Annotated in this window: 22 protein-coding genes; all 22 read left to right on the top strand. The window is 35.6% G+C overall.

Features of this window, described 5'->3' with window-relative positions; genetic code table 11:
- The first annotated feature begins 138 nt into the window (after nucleotides 1-138).
- Nucleotides 139-2559 (top strand): phosphoenolpyruvate synthase, encoded by a 2421-nt coding sequence (gene ppsA, locus FNW38_RS07325; RefSeq protein ID WP_144064721.1) that lies wholly within the window; start codon nucleotides 139-141, stop codon nucleotides 2557-2559.
- A 9-nt stretch (nucleotides 2560-2568) separates the two neighbouring features.
- Nucleotides 2569-3324: an SDR family oxidoreductase gene (locus FNW38_RS07320; RefSeq protein WP_144064720.1), complete on the top strand. Its 756-nt coding sequence runs from the start codon at nucleotides 2569-2571 to the stop codon at nucleotides 3322-3324.
- Between the two features lie 38 nt (nucleotides 3325-3362).
- Nucleotides 3363-3821: an OsmC family protein gene (locus FNW38_RS07315; RefSeq protein WP_143386490.1), complete on the top strand. Its 459-nt coding sequence runs from the start codon at nucleotides 3363-3365 to the stop codon at nucleotides 3819-3821.
- 233 nt (nucleotides 3822-4054) lie between these two features.
- On the top strand, nucleotides 4055-5560 hold the full coding sequence (locus FNW38_RS07310; RefSeq protein ID WP_185963108.1) for a trypsin-like peptidase domain-containing protein: 1506 nt from the start codon (nucleotides 4055-4057) through the stop codon (nucleotides 5558-5560).
- Nucleotides 5561-5588: 28 nt separating this feature from the next.
- Nucleotides 5589-5855 carry a zinc ribbon domain-containing protein gene (locus tag FNW38_RS07305; RefSeq protein WP_185963107.1) on the top strand — a complete coding sequence of 89 codons (267 nt, stop codon included), beginning with the start codon at nucleotides 5589-5591 and terminating at the stop codon, nucleotides 5853-5855.
- 42 nt (nucleotides 5856-5897) lie between these two features.
- Nucleotides 5898-6101, top strand: a complete 204-nt coding sequence (locus FNW38_RS17740; RefSeq protein WP_144064727.1) for a transketolase C-terminal domain-containing protein — start codon at nucleotides 5898-5900, stop codon at nucleotides 6099-6101.
- 98 nt (nucleotides 6102-6199) lie between these two features.
- On the top strand, nucleotides 6200-6634 hold the full coding sequence (locus tag FNW38_RS07295) for an E3 binding domain-containing protein (RefSeq protein WP_218043829.1): 435 nt from the start codon (nucleotides 6200-6202) through the stop codon (nucleotides 6632-6634).
- 280 nt (nucleotides 6635-6914) lie between these two features.
- Nucleotides 6915-7313 carry a DUF2784 domain-containing protein gene (locus FNW38_RS07290; RefSeq protein WP_143386487.1) on the top strand — a complete coding sequence of 133 codons (399 nt, stop codon included), beginning with the start codon at nucleotides 6915-6917 and terminating at the stop codon, nucleotides 7311-7313.
- A gap of 254 nt (nucleotides 7314-7567) precedes the next feature.
- Nucleotides 7568-8557, top strand: coding sequence for a 2-hydroxyacid dehydrogenase (locus FNW38_RS07285; RefSeq protein ID WP_143386486.1), 990 nt, complete (start codon nucleotides 7568-7570; stop codon nucleotides 8555-8557).
- A 106-nt stretch (nucleotides 8558-8663) separates the two neighbouring features.
- The gene (locus tag FNW38_RS07280) at nucleotides 8664-9773 is read left to right on the top strand and encodes a site-2 protease family protein (protein ID WP_144064718.1); all 1110 of its coding nucleotides are present in this window, start codon (nucleotides 8664-8666) and stop codon (nucleotides 9771-9773) included.
- Nucleotides 9754-10908 (top strand): phospholipase D-like domain-containing protein, encoded by a 1155-nt coding sequence (locus tag FNW38_RS07275; RefSeq protein ID WP_185963106.1) that lies wholly within the window; start codon nucleotides 9754-9756, stop codon nucleotides 10906-10908. Before FNW38_RS07280 ends, FNW38_RS07275 begins: the two co-directional genes overlap by 20 nt.
- 209 nt (nucleotides 10909-11117) lie before the next feature.
- On the top strand, nucleotides 11118-11243 hold the full coding sequence (locus tag FNW38_RS17895; RefSeq protein ID WP_262710873.1) for a hypothetical protein: 126 nt from the start codon (nucleotides 11118-11120) through the stop codon (nucleotides 11241-11243).
- A gap of 186 nt (nucleotides 11244-11429) precedes the next feature.
- Nucleotides 11430-12491 (top strand): reverse transcriptase domain-containing protein, encoded by a 1062-nt coding sequence (locus tag FNW38_RS07270; protein WP_143386483.1) that lies wholly within the window; start codon nucleotides 11430-11432, stop codon nucleotides 12489-12491.
- Nucleotides 12492-12964: 473 nt separating this feature from the next.
- The gene (locus FNW38_RS07265) at nucleotides 12965-13537 is read left to right on the top strand and encodes a YceI family protein (RefSeq protein ID WP_143386482.1); all 573 of its coding nucleotides are present in this window, start codon (nucleotides 12965-12967) and stop codon (nucleotides 13535-13537) included.
- Between the two features lie 280 nt (nucleotides 13538-13817).
- A complete protein-coding gene (locus tag FNW38_RS07260; RefSeq protein WP_144064717.1) occupies nucleotides 13818-14720 on the top strand; it encodes a DnaJ C-terminal domain-containing protein in 903 nt (300 codons plus the stop codon).
- Nucleotides 14717-15010: a chaperone modulator CbpM gene (locus tag FNW38_RS07255; protein ID WP_143386480.1), complete on the top strand. Its 294-nt coding sequence runs from the start codon at nucleotides 14717-14719 to the stop codon at nucleotides 15008-15010. Before FNW38_RS07260 ends, FNW38_RS07255 begins: the two co-directional genes overlap by 4 nt.
- A gap of 383 nt (nucleotides 15011-15393) precedes the next feature.
- Nucleotides 15394-17988 carry a cation-translocating P-type ATPase gene (locus FNW38_RS07250; RefSeq protein WP_144064716.1) on the top strand — a complete coding sequence of 865 codons (2595 nt, stop codon included), beginning with the start codon at nucleotides 15394-15396 and terminating at the stop codon, nucleotides 17986-17988.
- A gap of 615 nt (nucleotides 17989-18603) precedes the next feature.
- The gene (locus tag FNW38_RS07245; protein WP_143386478.1) at nucleotides 18604-19386 is read left to right on the top strand and encodes an MlaE family ABC transporter permease; all 783 of its coding nucleotides are present in this window, start codon (nucleotides 18604-18606) and stop codon (nucleotides 19384-19386) included.
- 6 nt (nucleotides 19387-19392) lie between these two features.
- Nucleotides 19393-20145, top strand: a complete 753-nt coding sequence (locus FNW38_RS07240) for an ABC transporter ATP-binding protein (protein WP_143386477.1) — start codon at nucleotides 19393-19395, stop codon at nucleotides 20143-20145.
- Between the two features lie 8 nt (nucleotides 20146-20153).
- Nucleotides 20154-21131, top strand: coding sequence for an MlaD family protein (locus tag FNW38_RS07235; protein ID WP_144064715.1), 978 nt, complete (start codon nucleotides 20154-20156; stop codon nucleotides 21129-21131).
- A gap of 52 nt (nucleotides 21132-21183) precedes the next feature.
- Entirely contained in the window at nucleotides 21184-22221 is a 1038-nt protein-coding gene (locus tag FNW38_RS07230) for a glycoside hydrolase family 130 protein (RefSeq protein WP_143386475.1), read from the top strand.
- A 12-nt stretch (nucleotides 22222-22233) separates the two neighbouring features.
- The gene (locus tag FNW38_RS07225) at nucleotides 22234-24456 is read left to right on the top strand and encodes a glycosyltransferase (RefSeq protein WP_143386474.1); all 2223 of its coding nucleotides are present in this window, start codon (nucleotides 22234-22236) and stop codon (nucleotides 24454-24456) included.
- Nucleotides 24457-24566 lie beyond the last annotated feature (110 nt).

Raw genomic sequence — 24566 nt, 5'->3', positions numbered from 1 at the left:
ATATGTAAATTTCAAACCTACTTCTGAATTACAAAAACTTACTATCCGATTAACTAAAACATTCTGCCTCAAATATTTTTCTATTGTTACTATTCTAATAGACTAATAATGGTCTGTTTCTATTTAAAAAAATACGAAATGGCAAAGTACAAACACATCCTTTTTTTCGACCAAATTGGCATTGAAGCCATTGGTAAAGTTGGCGGTAAAAATGCCTCTCTTGGCGAAATGTACAATCAACTCAATCCAATTGGCATTAGCATTCCCAACGGATTTGCAATTACTGCAGAGGCATACCGCATTTTCCGTAAAACAAATAATCTGGAGAAACCTCTGAAAGATTTATTATTTTCATTGGATACAAAAAAGTATTCCAATCTTTCTTCCATTGGAGAAAAAGCAAGAAACCTTATTTTATCAGCAGTCATTCCTTCAGCAATTCGGGATGAAATAGATACTGCCTACCAATCGCTTAGTGAACAATGTGGCATAAATAATCTAGATGTGGCGGTACGAAGCAGCGCTACATCTGAGGATTTGCCTACAGCGAGTTTTGCGGGACAAATGCAATCGTTTTTGAATATCAACGGAAAAGAACAATTAATCGATGCCGTACACCGCTGCTATGTATCCTTATTTACGGACCGCGCCATAAAATACCGTCATGATATGGGCTTTGCCAAATTAGACATTGCGATTTCTGTGGGCATACAACAAATGGTACGAAGCGACAAAGCAGCTGCAGGCGTGGCGTTTACCATTGATCCCGATAGCGGATTCGAAAACACCATCATCATAAATAGCATTTGGGGATTGGGTGAAAATATTGTTCAAGGCACCGTTACACCAGACGAATGGGTTGTCTTTAAACCCACTTTAGAAAATACAGATTTAGATCCTATTCTAAAAAGACAATGCGGCAGAAAAGAATTTACGATGATTTATGCCGATAAATCCACAGGTTCATCCGCAGAAAATACAATTGTTAATACTGATACTTCCTTAGAAAAACAAAACCAGTTTTCGTTAAGCGATAAAGAAGTAATTCAACTTTCTCAATGGTGTTATAAAATTGAAAAACATTATAAAAAAGCAATGGATATTGAATGGGCTAAAGATGGGTTGAATAACCAACTTTATATCGTTCAGGCACGTCCGGAAACCGTTCATGGGAAAGCAAATAAGCAAGTTAGAGAAATCTATAAACTCAAAGAGAAAGGCAGGCTTTTAACCCAAGGAATTGCTCTTGGCGATAAAATTGCTTCTGGAAAAGTGCGTATTTTAAATAGTCCACAAGAAGGACATTTGTTGCAAAACGGAGAAATTATAGTTACTGATTTAACTAATCCCGATTGGGATCCTATTATGAAAAGAGCTTCAGCAATTATTACCAATAAAGGCGGACGCACCAGCCATGCCGCCATTGTAGCTCGGGAATTAGGAACCGTTGCCGTGGTGGGCTGCGGAAACGCAACTTCAACGATAAAAAATGGTCAGGAAATTACGGTATCCTGCGCCGAAGGTACAGCAGGAAATATTTATGATGGACAATTAAAATGGGAAATAACGGAACAGGATTTCAGCAAACTTGAAATGCCAAAAACGGACCCGATGCTTATTCTTGCCGACCCGGAAAGAGCGTTTGAATTAAGCCATTATCCCAATCAGGGTGTGGGTTTAATGCGAATGGAATTTGCCATATCGAATACCATCAAAATTCATCCGCTGGCGTTGTGTGAACCTGAAAAAATTACCGATGAGAACATTGTTGCCGAAATCGCCGCGTTAACCAAAGGCTATGAAGATCCTAAAATTTATTTCGTTGATAAACTAGCCGAAGCAGTATCCATCGTAGCTGCCGCTTTCTATCCTAAAGATGTGATTGTGCGAATGAGTGATTTTAAAAGTAATGAATATGCCAACTTAATTGGTGGAAAATATTATGAACCTGATGAGGAAAATCCCATGATTGGCTTTCGTGGTGCTTCCCGTTATTACAGCGATTTTTATCGAAAAGGTTTTGCTTTAGAATGTGAAGCCATGAAAAAAGTACGGAACGAAATGGGACTCCATAATGTAAAACTGATGATTCCTTTTTGCAGAACATTCGAAGAAGGAGAAAATGTCCTTAATGAAATGGCTAAAAACGGATTAGTACAAGGCGTCAACGGACTGGAAGTATATGTGATGATTGAAATCCCAAGCAATGTATTAATGGCCGATGAATATGCAAAACTCTTTGACGGTTTCTCTATTGGTTCCAATGATTTAACACAACTTACATTGGGTTTAGATCGCGACTCCGCATTAGTAAGTTATTTGTTTGATGAAGAAAATCCAGCTATAAAATATTTAATTAAGGAAACGATTCGGGTGGCGAAACGTTTTGAGATAAAAGTGGGATTGTGCGGACAAGCACCAAGCGACATCCCAGAATTTGCTAAATTTTTAGTGAATGAAGGCATCGATAGCATCTCGTTTAATCCAGATGCATTGATAAAGGGAATTGAAAATATTTTGGAAGCGGAAAAGAAAACAAAAAGAAAAATTCTAATGTAAAAAATAATCATGGAAACAACATTCAAAAATAAGGTGGTCATTGTGACTGGCGGCTCATCTGGGATTGGTAGAGCCACGGCACTTGCTTTCGCCAAAAAAGGAGCTAAAGTGGCCATAGTGGATTGGATCGAAAGCAATGAAACGGTAAACGGCATCAAAGATTTGGGAGGTGAAGCTATTTTTATCAAATGCGATGTGTCCAAAACCGCAGACGTAAAAGCAATGGTAGAAAAAACCATTGCCGCTTTTGACCGATTGGATTATGCGTATAACAATGCCGGTATTGAAGGAAAATCCGCACCTACTCACGAATGTACAGAGGAGAATTGGGATAAAACCATTGGTATAAACCTAAAAGGAATTTGGCTTTGCATGAAATATGAAATCCCCGAAATACTGAAACAAGGCAAAGGCACTATTGTAAACTGTGCTTCGGTAGCCGGACTGGTTGGATTCGCTGGTTTGCCTGCTTATGTAGCGTCTAAACATGGTGTAATAGGATTAACAAAAACTGCGGCTCTAGAATGCGCTAAACTCGGAATCCGAGTGAATGTCGTTTGTCCCGGCGTAATACAAACGCCAATGATAGACCGTCTTACCGGAAAAACGAAAGAAGCAATAGAACAATTTACAGGTCTGGAACCTGTTGGGCGTTTTGGTCAACCCGAAGAAATTGCTAACGCGGTCGTGTGGATGTGCTCCGATGAAGCCTCTTTTGTAACCGGTCATGCCATGGCAGTAGATGGCGGCTTTGTGGCACAATAATTTTTCTGAATTGAAATTCTCACTAAAAACCTTATATAATGTATACTTACGAAGTAAATCTGAAATGGAAAGGCAAAAGAAAAGGACTTTTAAGCTCTCCAGTTTTGCCACAAAATATTGAAGTGGCCACACCTCCTGAATTCCCTAAAGGAATGGAAGAAATTTGGTCGCCTGAACATCTGTTTGTTGCATCGATAAACAGCTGTCTGTTGACTACTTTTCTATCGATTGCCGAAAATTCAAAACTGCAATTTATAAGTTTTGATAGTAAATCCATTTGCAATGTTGATATGATTGATGGTAAATATACTATCACCGAAATTATTCTGCAACCAAAACTCGTAATCCCCTATTCCCAAAAACTAGAAAGGGCAAGACATATTTTGGAGATGAGTGAAAAGGCCTGTTTAATTTCCAGTGCCGTCAAAACAGCCATTCGATTAGAGCCGGAAATAATTATTGAGTATAATCTTGTTCCGGTTGGCAATTCATTCTAGCGTATTATTATCTAACAGTATTTTCAAAAAATAAAGAATTGTTTATGTTCTAATTAGTTTCATTTGAAAATAGGAAAAGTATGATTTTCATCAAAAATAAAATGGAACACCACCTTTTGGATTATGAAAAAGTGCAGGCTTCTTTTTCATGGAAAAACATCCTAAAACATTTTTAGATACGAAAAACTAATTTTTCATTAAAATCCATTTCAGTCATGACACTATCTAAAAAAATGAATTCGAAAAGTCAAATGATTTATTTGTTCATTATCCTTCTACTATTTCAAGGATGTCAGGCACAGGATAAGAAAAATGAAAAAGATATAGAAACTATTCAGAAAAATGCTGCTACCATTTCGGATAAAGTTTCTTATACGAGTAATGTAGATTTCAGATTAGCCGCCAAAATAGCCACACCTGGAGTAGTACACATCAAATGTTATTTCAAACCACAAATACAACAGTATCAAAATGAAGACAGTAATGAATTTCATAATTTGCCTGACCCTTTAAAAGAATTTTTTAAAGATGATTCTTTTTTCAAACAGTTTAAATTCCAACTTCCCCAATCCCCACAATATGATTCTGAACCTTTGATTGGCAGCGGATCCGGAGTAATACTGACTCCTGACGGATACATAGTTACGAACAACCATCTGATAAAAAATGCAGCTGAAATTAATGTCACTCTATTTGACGGACGCTCCTATCCGGCCAAAGTTATTGGTAATGATCCACAAACGGATCTCGCACTTCTTAAAATTGATGAAAAGAAACTTTCCTTTATTATGTACGGTGATAGTGACAACATAGAAGTAGGAGAATGGGTAGTTGCCGTGGGGAATCCCTTTAATCTTGCCTCAACTGTTACAGCAGGAATTGTAAGTGCTAAAGCCAGAAATATAAACATCTTAAGTGATCAGGGCGCCATCGAATCATTCATACAAACTGATGCTGCGGTGAATCCCGGTAATAGCGGTGGTGCATTGGTAACATTAGAAGGAAAACTGATCGGAATCAATACTGCAATAGCAACACCTACCGGGGTTTATGCGGGTTATGCTTTTGCCATTCCTGTAGATATTGTAAAAAAAGTAGCCAATGACCTGATGAATTTTGGATCCGTTCAGAGAGGCATTTTAGGAATAAGTATCCGGGACTTAAACAGCACAATTGCAAAGGAAATACATATTGACCGTGCCAATGGAGTTTATGTTGACAGCGTAGCGGCAAAAGGAGCGGCAAAAGAAGCCGGTGTCATGGCAAAAGATGTAATAATCAGTATTGATAATATTGAAACAATGACTGCATCTAAATTACAGGAAGTTATTATGCGAAAACGTCCGGGAGAACAAGTAAAAATTGTGCTGATCAGAAATGGTAAAGAAAAAAAAGAACTTACCGCGACACTCAAAAAACAGGAAGCAACCACTAAAATTATAAAAACTAAAAGTTTGGATTTACTTAAGGATTTGGGTGTTGAATTGGTTGAAATCCCCAAGGAAGACCAGAAAAATTACAATGTTAGAAACGGACTAAAAGTCACAAAATTGTATGATGGGAAACTGAAAAGATACACCAACATACGCGAAGGATTTGTAATTACATCTGTCAACAATAGAGCCGTTTCTACGATTAAGTCCTTTATGGAAGCCGTTGAAGCACAACGAGGCGGCATAATGCTGGAAGGAAAATATGCCGGTGACCCTTCTTACTATTATTATGCATTTGGTATGTAAAATAAAACTAACTAAAAAAGACAACATTATGGAAAACATTACATTTTGCCAAAGTTGCGGGATGCCACTTAACACTGACGAAGTAAAAGGCATGGAACAAAACGGTGTAAAAAACAATGAATATTGTAAGTATTGTTATGAGAACAGTAGTTTCAAAAACCCAAAAATGGGTTTGGAGGATATGAAAGAAACTGTAAAAAATAAAATGGAGAAAATGAAACTTCCCAATTATATGATACAAAAAGCTGTGAATGTTTTACCTGCTTTAAAACGTTGGAAAACCAAACAACAATAACATTTCAATCAATGGAAAACAGTAACGGCTGTTTATAAATGTCTGGAGGCTGCAGCGGAAGTCATTGATTTACAGTGGGTACTCATCGTAGAAGATGCATGGCGTTCGGTTAGTATTTCTTCGGAAATTAGTGCACGGATTATGGAAAAGGGATTTCATGACTTAGACGCTCCCGTACAACGATTGTGTGGCGTTGAAGTCCCAATTCCCTACCCTGCTCATCTGGAAGAGGCTGCGATTCCCTAGAAAAATGATATTGTTAATGCGGTTAAAAAATGATCCGCCATGATTAAATTTCTAATGCCCAGTTTGGGCGCTGATATGGAAGACGGCACATTGATCGAATGGAAAAAAAACCAGGCGATACAGTGAAACGCGGCGATATTATTGCCGAAGTGGAAACGCAAAAAGGACTGATAGAAATCGAAGTTTTTGACGAAGGAACTATCGGAGAATTGCTGATTAAAGAGGGAACCAAAGTTCCGGTAGGAACCGTCATGGCATTGATTAATCCTACTGGAGTTACTTTAGAAACAAAAGAAGAAAAAATTCCTGAGAAAGAATCAATACCATTACAACCAATAGAAGAAAAAATAATAGAACCAATCACGGTAAAAAAAGTCGTAGAAATGCATATCAAAATCTCTCCATTGGCGAAGAGAATTGCTGACGATAATCATATTGACCTTTCGCAAATAAAAAGAACCGGACCTGATGGTGCCATTACCAAAGAAGATATAGACAATGCGACAGCCGAGCAAGAAAAAATTGAAATATAAAAAACAATAAAAATACCTGTAGAAATAGAAAAACGAGGAACTTCTGCTGAAGTAATTCGTTCAGCTGTGGCGTGCTGCCATGAGGAAATCCAACAAGAAAATTCCACACTATTATCGGGAAAAAAGGATTGATATGACAAATGCATTGACATCGTTGCACTGAATGAAAAATTAGGAATAGAAATTCCGGAACAGGATTATGGAAAAATCACAACATTAAAAGCTTTAGTATCTTATATTTTGGGTAAAAAAGCAATCTCGGCGCAATAACAGCATTAATATGAGTACATTTATTCTGCATATTATCGATTATTTTTTTATTGTATTTCATACCGTTCTCATCTTGTTCAATGTATTGGGCTGGATTGTTCCGCGATGGCGATTTGCAAATTTGATTACTTTATCACTTACTGCATTTTCGTGGTTTATACTGGGAATTTGGTACGGCTTTGGTTATTGTCCGTTTACAGATTGGCATTGGAAAATACGCCAACTTTTGGGCTATACCGATGACAGCAATTCTTATATACATTTTCTAATTCTAAAAATAACGGGGATTAATTTTTCGGAAAGTTTTGTTGACGTCTCAACAGTAATTGTTTTTTTTACAGCCTTTTTTATCAGCGTTTATTTTGCCGTAAGGAAAAAAATGTTGAATCGAAAGTTAAAAAACGAATAGCTGTAAAAATCTAAAAATAGATTCCTTTTAACAAATTGTATTTTGTCGTAAACAAATCCAGAATTAGAATAAATAATTTTTATTTTCAAGCCCAAATTATTGCTATACATAAAATTTTTGGTTTAAATTGACGTAACTTTACATAAGTTCTTTCTTCATAAAAGAAATTACAATTTGTTGATTTTTAATTGTTTGAATGCCCCTTCTTTTTTACGAATGCGCTTTAGTTTATTGATATTAAAAAATTCAAAAAAATGAAAGTATTAGTATATAGTATATTGGGATTTGATAAACCTTTCCTGAAAAAAGCAGCCCATGGCAATCACGAATTGGTCTTTACGGGGCAGTCTTTGAATAAAAGTACTGTAATCTTTGCCAAAGGCTTTGATGCCGTTTCGCTTTTTACTTCTGATGATGCCTCTGAAGCAGTTTTAGAAAAACTATACAGCTATGGTGTTAAGTACATTGCCCTGCGTTCTGTAGCCCATGATCATGTTGATTTGGCAAGAGCAAAATCCTTGGCAATGAAAGTGGCAAATGTACCGAATTATTCCCCTCATGCCATTGCTGAACTTGCAGTAGCTTTAGTATTGGCATTAAACAGAAAACTGGTTTTAGGTCAGACGTTAATGCAAATAGGCGATTATCGTTTAGATCATTTAGTAGGTTTTGATCTGTATGGAAAAACAGTAGGTGTCGTAGGAACCGGGAAAATTGGTGCCGCTTTTGCAAGAATTATGCATGGCTTTGGATGTAATATTTTGGCATTTGATATTGAAGAAAACAAGGAACTAATGGATGAAATTCCTGTTACCTATGCTTCGCTGGAGGATGTATGCAAAAATTCTGATGTACTATCTGTCCATTATATGCCTAACAGAACAACGGACCATTTGTTTAACAAATCCCTTTTCTCGATAATGAAAAAAGGAGTCCTCTTTATTAATACGGCTCACGGAAGACTCGTAAATACAGAGGATTTATTAGAAGCTATAGAAAACAAAACCCTTGCCGCAGTTGGTTTAGACGTTTATGAAAAGGAAAAACCGATATTTTTTCAGGACCATACTGATGCTCCCATAAGTGACGCCTTATTTCTAAAACTCCGCTCCTATCCTAATGTGCTGATTACCGGACATCAGGGATTTTTAACAAATGAAGCATTGGAGGGAATTGCCCATGCCACCATTGCTAATTTAAATGCTTGGGCCTACAATGGTATTTCTGAAAATGAAGTACACTGATTGAAGCTTTGTGTTCATTTCTAAACGAATACAATATATTGATTTTTATTATTTGCCTATTTTTTTTCTAATCATACTATGATTGATAGTATTAAAAATTCAAAAAATGAAAGGATCTTTTAAACTTGGAAAAGTAGCAGGTATTGGAATATTTATTCACTGGACCTTCTCCTTACTTATTCTGTTTATCATTTATATTAACTACAAATCAGGTCAGAATACGGAGCAAATAATATGGTCTGTCGCATTTATTTTATGTGTTTTCATTACTGTTTTACTACACGAACTCGGACATGCTTTAGCAGCAAAAAACTATAATATAACAACCAAAGACATCACGCTTTTACCCATTGGCGGTTTAGCCCGATTAGAACGAATACCTGAAAAGCCTTCGGAAGAATTAATAGTCGCTTTTGCAGGACCTTTAGTAAATATCACCCTGGCATTTATAACCGGAATTTTCATTACGATTCCAGATACTTCGGAGCAATTAATGGCTGAATTATCTCATGGTATTAATGCAAATAATTTCTTTCTCAATTTCTTTTTAATCAATTTTTGGTTAGCCCTTTTTAATTTAATTCCTGCGTTTCCTATGGATGGCGGTAGAATTTTACGTGCGCTATTATCCTTTAAATTACAAAGGCATGTTGCCACAAGAATCTCGGCACGAATTGGTCAACTATTAGCAATGGCCTTTATTCTTTTTGGTTTTTTCACCTCCCCTTTTTTAATTTTTATAGGTATATTTGTTATTATAGGTGCTCAAGTTGAAGCCGATTATACCGAATCGAAATTCATGCTGAAGGGTTTTAAAGTCCAGGATGTTGTAATGAAAAATTACCCAACGATAGATGCGAATGAAAAAATAAAAACAGCGGTAGCATTAGTACTGGACAGCCAAAACAAGAATTTTTTGATCACGGAAGATACTGTTCCTGTTGGAACACTCAATCGGGATCAAATTATAACAGCACTGTCTGAAAAAGGAGCCAACGAATTCATTTATAATGTCATGGATCGAAATTTGGTTTATCTTGACAGTAGTTCCCTTTTGGAAAACATCTTTGAGCTCATACAACTCAATAAATCAAGATTAATGCTGGTTATGGAAAACAATGAACTTGTAGGCACTTTGGACATAGAAAATCTTATGGAATTCATTTTAATTAATGAGGTGAAAATAAATAATGCCCATGACGAAAAGAAAAAATAGCTGCGATACCCCTAAAAACCTGGAACTTGTTTATAGTGGCGAGGATTATTTTTCTCGATTAGAAGCTATTATCCGTAATTCTCAATTTGAACTCGATATTCAGATGTATATTTTTGAAAACGATTCAACAGGAAGAAGAATTATTACCGCATTAAAAGAAGCTGCTGCACGTAATGTTAAAATTTATATCCTTTTAGATGGATTAGGCTCTTTATCCTTCCCTTCAGAAACAATAAACGAACTGAAGCAATGTGGTATTAACATTCGTTTTTTTGCACCATTGTTTTCAGCATACACCTTTTATCTTGGCAGAAGATTACATCACAAAGTAGTTGTTGCTGATGCAAAAATTACATTAATTGGCGGAATAAATATAGCCGATAAATACCGCGGCACACCCACAGAAGCGCCTTGGTTTGACTATGCCGTTCAATTACATGGCGAAATCTCTGAACCACTTCAGGAACTTTGCAGAAATATTTATTTTAAGAAAAGACGATTGGGCAGCAAAAAAATCAAGTCAGTCTTTCATGTGCAAGAGGATGCATTAGTGCGCATCATTCAGAATGACTGGCTAAAAAGGAAAAATGAAATTTGTGATGGGTATATAAAGTCCATTCGTAATGCGAAAAAAGAAATAATTATAGTGGGAAGTTATTTTCTTCCCGGCATACGAATCATTCGGGCCTTGAAAAAAGCATCCAAAAACAAAGTAAAAATTAAATTAATTCTATCCGGAATATCAGATTTGCCAATGACAAGACGCGCTACTTGCTTTCTCTATGCCAAACTGCTTAAATACAACATCGAATTATACGAATGGGACAAATCTATTTTACATGGAAAAGCAGCAGTAATAGATGGTTGTTGGACAACTATAGGCTCTTTTAACCTGAATAATTTAAGTTCTTATGGAAGTATGGAAATGAATGTTGAAATAAATTCTATCACATTTTCTAAAATGTATCAATCCCACCTCAACCAAATTATCGCACAATGCCAAAGAATAACTCCAGAATCTTTGAGAATTAAAACCAATTTATTCACAAAAATCATCAACCTGCTTTCCTATTTATTTACCAGAATAATAGAAATAATCGTCACGTACACACCTTATAAACGATTCAATAATTGACACTATTCCATGGCGATAGCAGCTTTTATTCCAAAAATAGAAAAAGGTTATTCTATTTAGTGAAGGTAAATTTATTGGTGAAAAAAATTATGATTATCAGTACTGTTAATTAAATATTTTTCGTAACTTTAACTCTATCATTTAAACCCATAAAACATTATAAATAAGCATTTTACAATTTTTAAAATACTAATTTAGAATTTAAAGAAATGGAACCTCATCGAATAAAAACTAAAAAAAAAGAGGACTGGATTCAAAAGGATTTCAAGAATAAAATCCCGAAATTAGACAGAAAAACACTATTTGTTCCCAGTCAGGATGAATTGTTTTTCTAGTTCATTTCTCAAAGAACTTTGTTAGCCCAGGTTAACGACGGAGCCGTGAGTCACTGTTCTGTAATTGAATGCTCTTTCAAGCACCAGGTTTAAAAGATTCTCCGCGGAGCTCCAAACTTTTAAACCGGTATTCTTAATCGGGGTTAGGGACAAAATAGTCCCTACTCCATTAACGATTTAAACCCTATGGATTTTGCCCAATACAAAGAAGCCTTTATCAAGGAAGCCCGTAAAATAGGATATTCCCTGCCCAATATTCAACGCTGTCTGGATTATGCTGAAGTTTTATTTTCACATGATGTCCCTGTAATTTACAATCCTACCCACTTATCAGCTCATGTAGGATATAAAAAAGAATACCTAAAAAAAGCGTCTATTTTCCCCAGATATTTTTATCGGGATTTTGAGATTACCAAAAAAAACGGCACCAAACGTCTTATTTCCGAGCCACTTCCCAGTTTGAAAGAAATCCAAATCTGGATTCTAAAAAACATTCTTTATAAAGCACCCATTAGCCCTTTTGCGAAAGCATACAGACCCAATGTAACGTTGCTGGAAAACCTGAGATTCCATAAAAACCAACCCAAAGTTTTCACGCTGGATTTGGAACATTTCTTTCCATCGATTACCATTGAGGCAGTTGAAAAAGAGTTTCATCAATTGGGGTATTCTAAGATGGTATCCAGATTGCTTTCCAAATTATGCACCCGTGACAAGACTTTGCCACAAGGCGCACCCACGAGTCCCTATCTTTCGAATTTAATTTTTAAAGATGCCGATGCTGCCATTGCTGCGTATTGCAAAGAGCAAAAAATAAGATACACCCGTTATGCAGATGACATGAGTTTTTCTGGCGATTTTGATGAGAATAAACTGCTTCTTAAAGTAACGGAAATCGTTGAAAAATTAAACCTTCGAATCAATAAAAACAAAACCAAACTCATGACGTCTAATACACGCCAAGCCGTTACAGGCATTGTGGTCAATGAGAAACCGCAAGTGGTTTTTCATAAACGTAATGAGTTAAGACAGGCCATGTATTACATTAAGAAATTTGGTTTTGAGGAACACCGCGAATATAGAGAGATTAACCAGAAGAATTATCTGGAACATTTGCTGGGAAAAATAAATTTTGTGTTACAAATAAACCCAAAAGACACGGAATTTATTGGGTACAAATCTATACTGATTGACCTAAAAAAGAAACACGATTTAAAAGCATTGGAAGACGAATTGTTGCCAATATAAAAAGAAACACTCCTATTTATACAGATTGAGTGTTGAAAACTCTTTTTTGTGCCATTGGGTACTAAATATTGGTAGAGAACATCAATCGGAAGGAATTTAGCATGCCGTAGGTATGCAACATTTATTATCTTGTCGCGTACCTACGGCACGCTGAAGAAATTTCAATCCAATTACTACTACCAATATTTAGTGCCTGATGGCACATTTTAACCCTTGATTCGCATTAATTATAAAAACAACTAAGAAGCTCCATTTTGGGGCTTTTTACATCCCATAACTACCTGAAATAAAATACTTTATTTCATTTCAGCATTAAATAATTGATTAAATTTGATAAACAAAAATCTGAAATTTTTAATCATTTATATTTAGGACCTGGCCTATTTTGAACATCAGAAAACGATTGACTAAAGTCCGATTTCAAGTTCTGAACATCTTTATAACAAATCAAATAATTAAAAAAGTAATAAGCCATGAAAAAAATAACGACAATTATCGCATCACTATTTTTCTCTACTTTTCTATTTGCACAAACAGCATGGAAAGCAGACCCAATGCATTCTAAATTATCTTTTAGCACTGTACATCATGGTATATCGGATATTGCAGGATTATTCAAAACCTTTGAGATAACCGCCACAACCAACAAAACCGATTTTAGTGACGCCAGCTTTGAACTTTCAACAGAACTGGCATCAATCGATACCGAAGTAGAAATGCGAGATAATCATTTACGAAGTGCTGAATTCTTTGAAGTGGAAAAATATCCAAAAATGACTTTCAAAAGCACATCAATAGAAAAAATTGAAAAAGACAAATACAAACTAATGGGCAACCTCACACTTCATGGAATAACAAAGCCGGTAACTATCAATATGTGGTACAGAGGAACTATAGAAAATCCACAATCAAAAGCAATCACAGCCGGTTTTCAGTTTAGCGGAATTCTAAAACGTTCTGATTTTGACATCGGTCCAAAATTTCCTCCGGCAATGATTAGTGATGAAGTGAAAATTAAAGTAAATAGTGAATTTATAAAACAATAATCTTTTATCATTGATTATAGAAACCCTGTCATTGATACAGGCTAAAATGATTATAGGAAACAAGTTTTTTATCTTTATTAGTCCTAAAAAAGGCAATCTTTTTTAGGACTAATCATTTATATACCAATGAAATAATATAATTTATTCCGTTTTAACAACGAAAAATTGATTAAATTTGATAGTTGGAATGCTCCATTAGACAGGATGAATTTTGGTGTCTCATACTGTCATAAAAATATAAAACTAATCATAGTAACAGTAATTATAAAAACAATCCAGGATGGCATTTATAGACTATTACAAGATTCTTGAGGTGGACAAAAAAGCAACCGAAGCCGATATTAAAAAGGCGTATCGAAAACTCGCCCGAAAATACCATCCCGACTTAAATCCCAACGACAAGGAAGCCGAAAGAAAATTCAAGGAAATCAATGAGGCCAATGAAGTATTGAGCCATGCCGAGAATCGTAAAAAATACGATGAATACGGTGAAAACTGGCAACATGCCGAAGAATTTGAGAAATCAAAACAACAACGACAATACCATAGAGGCGGTCAGCAGGATGGTTTTGGCGGATTTGGCGGCGGCGGTGGAGATTTTTCTGATTTTTTTGAATCGATGTTTGGTGGTCGTTCATCAGGAGGCGGAGGTCGTCGTAATGCGCAGTTTAAAGGACAGGATTTTAATGCTGAACTGCATCTTGATCTAAAAGACGTATACACGACCCACAAACGAACCTTAACCATCAATGGCAAAAACATACGAATCACTATTCCTGCCGGAGTGGAGAATGGTCAGCAAATAAAAATCAGCGGTTTGGGTGGTGAAGGTTCCGGCGGTGGACCTAAAGGGGATTTGTACATCACTTTCACCGTTGAAAACCATACGAATTTTAAACTGGACAAACATAATCTATACTCCACTGTTGATTTAGATTTATATACCGCCGTATTGGGTGGTGATATCACCGCCGACACTTTTGACGGAAAGGTAAAACTGAGCGTAAAACCCGGAACTCAAAACGGAACAAAAGTAAAACTGAAAGGAAAAGGATTTCCTATTTATAAAAAGGAAGGGGAATTTGGTGATTTATATATTACCTATCAAATACAAATACCCACAAATCTTACCGAAAAAGAAAAAGAATTATTTACGGAACTTGCTAAGTTAAGAATGTCATGAACATAGAAAACCTCATCCCTATACCTGCATTATGCACCCATTACAAAGTAGAAATGTCTTTCTTTAACAATCTCAGCGAAATGGGTTTGATCGAAATAAAAACAATCGAAGAAACGCAATATATCCATCCTGATACTATCTATGAAATAGAAAAAATGATACGAATACATCAAGAATTAGCCGTTAATATCGAAGGAATCGATGTGGTATTTAATCTGTTGCAAAAAATAGATGATTTACAGAATGAACTAATCTCCGTTAAAAACAGATTGCGTTTGTACGAAAGTTGAATAGTACTTAAAATTGTATTAATCCTTTAAAAAAAAAATCTTAAAATCTAAAAAGTAATACTTTTTAGTAACCAATAGCATCACACGTTCTATCCCCAAGTCACTTCTAAATCAAGTCCTCATCATTAGAATAAGCATCAAGTGCCTGCTAATTCAGGATATTTTTCTTTACGATAAAAAGAGGGAACGATCATTAAGAAGAAAGAAAGCAATCCTATCCCCCTGACCTTAAACAAGTAGTTATTAGCTATTCTATGAATGCTATTATTTTGGTGGTAACTGCAATGCTTCTATCCTATTTTAGCGAACATTTTGCTCATGCAAGCAGTTTAGGACAAAGTTTTTTTCGGTACCCGTATCATATAAAATAAAAAACTAACGCGATGAACTGGCATTTACTCCCTCTTTCGGAGATAGTCCAATTGTTGAATACAACTCCATCCGGTATTGATGCTGTAACGGCATCAGAACACTTGCGCGAACACGGGAAAAATCAAATCGAGGATAAAAAAAAGAAAACTATTTTGCAGATGTTGCTACATCAGCTATTAGACTTCATGATACTCATCCTTATTACAGCAGCAGTTATTTCTGGAATATTAGGCGATGTAACAGATGCGGTAATAATTCTTGCCATTGTTGTAATAAACGCTTTTGTAGGGTTCATACAAGAATACCGTGCAGAAAAAGCAATGGAAGCATTAAAGAATATGGCCGCAAACCATGCCCGTATTTTACGTGAAGGAAAGATGATTGATACTCCTGCTTCCGATTTAGTGCCAGGAGATGTCGTGGTACTTGAAGCTGGCAATATTATTCCTGCCGATGTCCGTTTTTTTGAAACACATCAGGTAAAAGTGGATGAATCTGCCCTAACAGGTGAGTCGAATAATGTGGAAAAAAATCCGGAAGAACTTTCCGCAGGAGACTATCCGCTTGGCGACCGGGCAAACATGGGTTATAAAGGAACATCCATTACCAGCGGACGAGCACTTGCTTATGTGGTGGCAACAGGAATGAATACCGAGTTGGGAAACATCGCAAAAATGATCCAAACCGATGAAACCACCACTCCCTTACAAAAAAGGTTAACCGCTTTTGGAAAACGATTATCGGTTACCATTCTTATAATCTGCACCGTAATTTTCCTTATCGGATGGTTGCGCGGAGAATCTGTTTTAACGATGCTGATTACTTCCATTTCGCTTGCTGTTGCCGCCATTCCCGAAGCTTTACCTGCACTGGTGACTATTGCTTTGGCTTTTGGCGCTAAGAAATTAGCAAAAAGTAATGCACTTATCCGGAAATTACCGGCTGTGGAGACATTGGGTTCCGTAACTTATATCTGCTCAGATAAAACAGGAACCCTTACGCTGAATAAAATGACCGTACAGGAAATTTTTGAAACTTCAGATACAAAATATGATGCTGTTTTTGCAGAAAGCAATATGCTTCTCCATATAATGGCTTTAAATAATGATGTCTCCAAAGAGGAAAACGGGAAATGGCTTGGAGATTCAACCGAAGTGGCACTAGTTCAATATGCTTTCGATAAAAATTTAAACCGCGCCGATTTAGAATTAAAATTTCCCCGAATTGCAGAATTGCCTTTTGATTCTAAAAGAAAATGCATGACTACAATCCATCAAATCGAAAATCCTGCTGCTGACCAGAGCACAGCCATTATTGTGATTACAAAAGGTGCTGTAGACGTGCTTTTTGACAAACTGAATGTCGATCAAAAATCGCTTATTCCTGAATTTGAACTCAAAGTCAACGAGATGGCCGAGAAAGGATATCGGGTGTTGGGATATGCAATGAAAATTCTTCCCTCGTTGCCGGAAAATTTGGATGCTGATGAAATCGAAACGGAATTAACCCTTATTGGTTTTGCCGGAATGATTGACCCTCCGCGTGAAGAAGCAAGACAAGCTGTTACTGAATGCAAAGAAGCAGGCATCATTCCGGTGATGATTACCGGTGATCATAAGCTAACCGCTAAAGCCATTGCCGAAAAACTGGGAATCATTTCTACTGATGAAGATCTGGTACTGACAGGTCCAGAACTTACAGCATTAACACAGATTGAGTTTATAAATATCGTGGAAAAAGTAAAAGTATATGCACGGGTAAATCCGGAACAGAAATTAAGAATCATTAACGCCTTGCAATCAAAAAACCACTTTGTCGCCATGACAGGCGATGGTGTGAATGATGCACCAGCGCTTAAAAATGCCGATATCGGTATTGCAATGGGAATTAATGGAACGGAAGTTTCCAAAGAAGCCTCGCACATGATTTTGCTTGATGATAATTTTGCCACTATTGTAGTTGCAATAAAACACGGCAGAAAAATATTCGATAATATCCTCAAATTTATTAAGTATATCATGACCGGAAATTCAGGCGAAATATGGGCGATATTTTTAGCTCCTTTTTTCGGATTGCCAATTCCGCTGTTGGCCATACATATTCTTTGGATCAATTTAGTAACTGATGGTTTGCCAGGGCTAGCGCTTGCCTCAGAACCGTCCGAATCAAACATAATGAAACGACCACCAAGAAATCCGAAGGAAAATATTTTCTCAAACGGCATGGCGATACATATTTTGTGGGTAGGATTTTTGATGGGTGCAGTAACCATTGGCATGCAAGCATGGGCAATACACAGCGCAAACACCCACTGGCAAACGATGGCATTCACAGTGCTATGTTTCAGCCAGTTGGGACATGTTATTATCATTCGTTCCGGAACACAATCCATATTCAAAATAGGTTTTTTTTCTAACAAGCCTATGTTAGGTGCCTTAACAATCACTATTATTCTTCAATTTACGATTATTTACACGCCCTTTTTTAACGAGGTTTTTAAAACACAACCCCTAACTATTTATGAGTTGCTACTAACCTTAGCGGCATCAAGTATTATATTTTGTTCCGGTGAATTTGAGAAATGGATTAAAAACAGAAATAAATAAACTGCAATAGTCTTATAATTCTTTATTTCATTTTAGTATAAAATATTCAGTTAATACATTCCAACCTTTTTCACAGGAGCCTTTTTAAATAATATAATATGACAGTCCGCAATATGTTCCAAAGGATAAAATATGGCACACAGATAACACGGATTGAACGGATTTTGCACAGATTTAAATAACTGTTTGATTCACCAAGTAAAAAAATCCGTGTAAATCGGTATAATCTGTACAATCTGTGGGCTAATATTTATACTTTATAAATGTACAAACGACGAAAATTGTATTCGAAATGATTTTAGTCCGCATTACGGATAGTCATATAATATAAAAAGCCATTGATGCAAAATTTTCCTCTTTACATCAATGGTTCTTTCCATTCGCTTCTTAAAGAAAAGTTACTTTTTGTGTTCGTTTGTTTCAGGACGATCGTATTAGTTAAAATAAAAAAAACTGTTCCATAAGTGTCCATATCTTTCCATATTTTTCTAAATTTATTTTTTCTCGACAAAACTATCAAAAAAATAGACGAACAACAAGTAAAACATCTGACAATCAGAGAAATAATCGTATATTTGAGTAGCCATTTTCTGTTAAAAATTAATTCATTCGCTTATGAATAGTATTTTTAAAATAATCGAATTGTTCAAAGTTTTTTTACTTGAAATTGGTGAACTTTCGTATTTTGCCGGCCGTTTTTTTAGAGAAGTTTTTAAACGCCCTTCAGAGTTCAAGGAATTTCTTCGCCAATGCTTTTATATGGGAAATCGTTCCCTACTGCTTGTTGCCGTTACGGGATTTATTATTGGTTTAGTTTTTACCTTACAATCACGTCCCACGTTGCAGGAATTTGGCGCAGTTTCTTGGATGCCATCTATGGTGAGTATTTCGCTTATTAGAGAAATTGGACCTATTATAACGGCCTTGATTTGCGCGGGACGCATCGGTTCCGGAATTGGTGCCGAGCTAGGTTCTATGAGGGTTACGGAACAAATTGATGCCATGGAAGTTTCAGGTACAAATCCCTTTAAATACTTAGTGGTTACACGAATATTAGCGACCACTTTTATGCTTCCTATTCTGGTTTTTTTTGGAGATGCTATCGCCATTTTTGGTTCTTTTCTGGTGGAAAATATCAAGGGAAATGTGTCCTTTTTATTGTATTACAATCAGGTTTTTGATGCATTGGAATTTGGTGATTTAATCCCCGCAACGATTAAAACCTTCTTTTTTGGATTTGCCATAGGATTAGTAGGTTGTTTTAAGGGGTATAATTGTAAAAAAGGAACTGCAGGTGTGGGTTTAGCAGCCAACTCTGCGGTGGTTTTTACCTCGATGCTGCTGTTTATTATTGACTTTATTGCTGTTTTTGTTACCGATATTTTTTATGATTTATAACTGATTATGAGTACTCCAATACAAAATCAAAAACCTATTATAGAAATCAAAGACTTAAAAAAAAGCTATGGTGATAATCATGTTTTGGATGGTTTTAATATGGTTTTGTATGAAGGTGAAAATCTGGTTATCATGGGAAAATCAGGTTCCGGTAAATCCGTAATGATTAAATGCCTAATTGGATTGGAAGAGCATGACAGTGGTTCTATCGTAGTGATGGAAAAAGATATTAGTGAACTCGACCACGAAGAATTAGACGAGCTTCGGACAGAAGTTGGATTTCTTTTTCAAGGAAGCGCACTTTATGATTCCATGACAGTCAGAGAAAATCTGGAATTCCCATTAAGACGTCATAAAAAAAAATTCGGAAAAATAAAAGACACTACTCCATTGGTTATGGAAGCATTGGAAAATGTAGGTTTGGCTCATACTATAAATTTAATGCCCGAAGAACTTTCGGGGGGAATGAAACGTAGGATTGCTTTGGCAAGAACTTTAATTCTCCAACCTAAAATTATTCTTTATGACGAACCAACTACTGGGTTAGACCCCATCACTGCAAAAGAAATTTTGCTATTAATGATGTCCATCCAGAAAAAATACAACACTTCGGCAATTATCATCACACATGATGTGGATTGCGCCAGAGTGATTTCGAACAGAATGATTTTATTGGTCGATGGTATCAATTATATCGAAGGCACTTTTGAGGAATTATCAATCTCAACTGATCCTAAAGTACAAGCATTTTTTAAATAAGAATAAAAATGGAAAAAACGACATCACAAAAAATACGCCTTGGGCTTTTTGTAATAATCGGGTTAATAATTTTTATACTAGCCGTTTATTTCATTGGCGATAAGCAACAAATGTTTGGAAAAACCTACCACTTAAAAGCTATTTTCAATAACGTGAATGGCTTACAAATAGGCAATAATGTGCGCTACTCAGGGATAAACGTAGGAACCGTTGAAGGAATCGAAATGGTTAGTGACACGATCATTCGAGTGGATATGCTTATTGAAAAAAACATTTTTTCCTATATCAAAAAAGATGCAGTTGCCATTATAGGTTCCGATGGTCTGGTGGGAAACATGATTATAAACATTCTTCCGGGGAAAGGCAAATTTCCGCCCGTTAACCCCGGAGATGAGATTAAATCCTTAAATCGCGTTCGTACGGATGAGATGCTTAATACGCTTGGGGTGACCAATAAAAACGCATCGCTTCTTACCGCTGATTTACTTAAAATCACAAAGGAAATCACTGATGGAAAAGGGACTGTGGGTTTATTGATTAAAGATTCTATTTTAGCAAAAGACCTGAAAGAAACCGTACATTATTTAAAAATTGCAGGAAAAGGAACCTCGGAATCTGTTACAAAATTAAACCGAATCATTTCTTCATTGGATAATAAAGACAATGTAATAGGTGTTTTGAAAGATACGGCCGTAGCCAATAATATGAAAACAATTGTTCAAAATTTAGATGAATCAAGTTATAAAATTGACGAAGTTGTAACCAATCTCAACTCGACAATTACAAATATTAAAGACGGAAAAGGCGCTATAAATTACCTTTCAAATGACCCTGAATTAGTACGGAAAATAGATTCTACGATGACTAACATTAATGAAGCCAGTTTTCGTCTAAATGAAAATATGGAAGCTTTGAAACACAATTTCTTATTTCGAGGTTATTTTAGAAAACAGGAAAAAGCAAAATTGAAAGAGCAGAAAAAATAGATTTATGAGATTAACATTGTTGCATTAGAAATACATAAAAGAACATCAAATCATGGTTACAATAGAAAAACTTGGAATAATTTTAAGCCCCACCGACAAAGAATTTGAAAATAATGGTGTATTTAATCCCGGGATTTATCAGGAAGACAATACGATACATATTTTATACAGAGCGGTGCAGCATGGAAATTATTCCACCATTGGCTATGCAAAAACGGAGGGACCGCTTAAGATAATTGAGAGAAAAGAGCAACCATTAATTAGTCGTGATTTTGATTACGAAAAACATGGTGTGGAAGATGCACGAATTGTAAAAATTGAAGACACCTATTACATTACTTATACAGCATATGATGGCATCAATGCGATGGGAGCACTTGCCACTTCAAAAGATTTAATCCTTTTTGAAAAACACGGAATAATAACTCCACATGTAAATTACCAAGAGTATGAAAATTTTGTGAATTGTTGTAGTGAGGCCAAATTAAATCCAAAATACCATCAATATTATAATCTTTTTGCGCAAATAGGATTGGTAGATGATGAGTTTCGACTGCTTAGGGATAAAGATGTGGTATTATTTCCTAGAAAAATAAATGGAAAATTTGTTATGCTGCATCGCATCTGGCCCGGAATTCAGATTGTTCAATTTGATGACTGGAAAGATTTAACTGAATCCTTTTGGGAAGAGTATCTTAAAAATCTTGTCAATCACATTGTCCTTGATCCTAAGGATATATTTGAGGTAAACTACATTGGAGCCGGTGGCTCGCCTATTGAAACTGAATTTGGCTGGCTATTAATTTATCATGGTGTACAAGAAACAACAACAGGAAAAATATATCACGCCAAGGCGGCTTTATTGCAATTAGACAAACCGGAAATTGAAATAGCAAGATTGCCCTATCCTCTTTTCTCTCCTACCAAACAATGGGAAATAGAAGGAGAAGTAAGCAACATTGTGTTCCCAACTGGTCACGCTTTATTTGGAAATGATCTTTATATCTATTACGGTGTGGCAGATAAACATATTGCTGTTGCAAAATTAGACCTCAACGAATTGCTTCTTGAATTGAGAAAACAACCCTAAAGAAGAAGCGTCATGAAATTTGAAAAAGGAATAAAAATGCTAATTGTAAGTTCTTATCCGCCAAGAGAATGTGGATTGGCGACTTTTTCAAATGATATTGCCAATGCAGTGAGGATTGTTTTTGGAGACACGCTTCCCGTTGAAGTGTGTGCTTTGCAAAATAGTGAGCAACAATTTGAATATAATGATGAAGTAACCTATATTTTACCTGTTGACTCATTGGAACATTATCGGATGATTGCCGAAAAAATAAATGAACGAAATGATATCGCATTGGTTTGTATTCAACATGAGTTTGGCCTTTTTAGAGGAGAATATGGCGATTATATCCTCTCCTTTATATTAGCGCTAAACAAACCAATTGTTACTGTTTTTCATACAGTACTACCAAATCCGGATGAGAAGAGAAAAAAAATTGTATATGCCATTGCTGATTTATCAGATCGTATCGTTGTGCTCACCAAAAACTCTCAGGCTATTTTGACTAATGATTACAATGTTCATAAGACGAAAACAATAGTAATTCCTCACGGCAATCATAGTGTACTCTGGGAACAGAAGGATAAATTAAAAGAAAAATACGATTTCTCCGATAAATTAGTGATGTCAACATTTGGTTTAATCAGTAAAAATAAAGGCATAGAAACCGTATTGCGTGCTTTACCGGAAATTGTTAAAAAACATTCTGAAGTTATTTATTTAGTAATTGGAAAAACACATCCTGAAATAATTCATCATGAAGGGGAAAAATATCGAGATAGCCTTATTGATATTGTGAAAGAACTTCATCTCGAAAACAATGTCATTTTTGTCAACGAATACCTTCAATTGCCACAATTATTGGAATATTTAACTTTATCTGATATCTATTTATTTTCTTCCAAAGATCCCAATCAAGCTGTGAGTGGCACCTTTGCCTATGCCATGAGTTGTGGTTGTGCGGTTATTTCTACTCCGATACCGCACGCTGTTGAAGCCCTTGTGGATGGAAACGGATTACTCTTGAAAAATTTTGATAATCCGGCAGAATTTGAAAAAGCAATATTATATCTAATCGAAAATAAAGAAGATCGGATAACCATGGAAAAAAACGCGTTTTCTTTGTCACATGCCACAAACTGGGAAAATATTGCTATTCAATACCGACTCCTATTTGACCAATTAACCAATAGAGAAGACGATTTAAGATTCAATTTTCCACCGATAAAATTGGATCATATTAAGAAACTAACCACTGATTTTGGAATACTTCAATTTTCAAAATTTAGTCAGCCAGATCCAGAATCAGGATACACATTAGACGACAATGCAAGAGCGTTGATCAATATGGTGCTGTATAACAAAGCTTTTCCAAACATAAATACCTTAAAATTAGCCAATACTTATTTGAATTTTATAGAAGGTATTCAGCAAAATAATGGATGGTTTGATAACTACAAAGGTTTTGACAATCAATTAACAAAACAAAATGAAGAAGTAAATCTTGAAGATGCAAACGGGAGAGCCTTATGGAGTTTAGGAACCGTAATTGCACATAGAGAATCCTTACCTGCAGAAATGATTTTACGGGCAGAAAAATGTTGGGATAAAGCAATAAAAAGAATTGACGACATTAAATCCCCAAGAGCCATAGCCTATGCTTTGAAAGGACTGTACCATTATTATTCAGCTTATAAAGAAGAGGGTATAAGGCAGAATATAGAAAAATTTGCTGATGAACTTTTGCATCATTATCACATCAATTCAGCAGAAAACTGGTGTTGGTATGAAGATTATATGACTTATGCGAATAACGTTTTGCCAGAAGCTATGATGTACAGTTATTTAGTTACAAAAAATCCTAAGTATAAAAAAATTGCGGTAATCACATTTGATTTTCTCCTTTCTCATTATTTTATGAAAGGACAATTAAAAGTAATCTCAAACAGAGGTTGGTTCAAGAAAGAAAATGAAAGGGTCTTCTATGGAGAACAGCCTATCGAAGTAGCCACTACCATTATTGCATTGGATTTGTTTTATGAAGTAACCAAAAATAAAAAGTACAAAGACCAGCTAAAACTGGCTTTCATCTGGTTTTTAGGGAACAATCATCTGAAACAAATCATGTATAATCCTGAAAATGGTGCATCTTATGACGGATTGGAAGACAAACACATCAACATTAATCAAGGTGCAGAATCTACCTTATGCTATTTCAAAGCGAGATTAATTATGGAAAAATATTCCGAAAACTAACCTTTAAAACCTTAGATAAAAACTATTTTATTGTGTTTTTTGAAACCTAAAATAGATAATTAATGTTTAAGATTTATTTGTCAAGCCAATGTTCCATTTTTACTTTCTTA

The organism is Flavobacterium gawalongense (assembly GCF_007097265.1).
Taxonomy (GTDB): domain Bacteria; phylum Bacteroidota; class Bacteroidia; order Flavobacteriales; family Flavobacteriaceae; genus Flavobacterium; species Flavobacterium gawalongense.
Note: the sequence above shows the minus strand (reverse complement) of the source record. Positions and strands in the feature narration are given on the sequence as shown.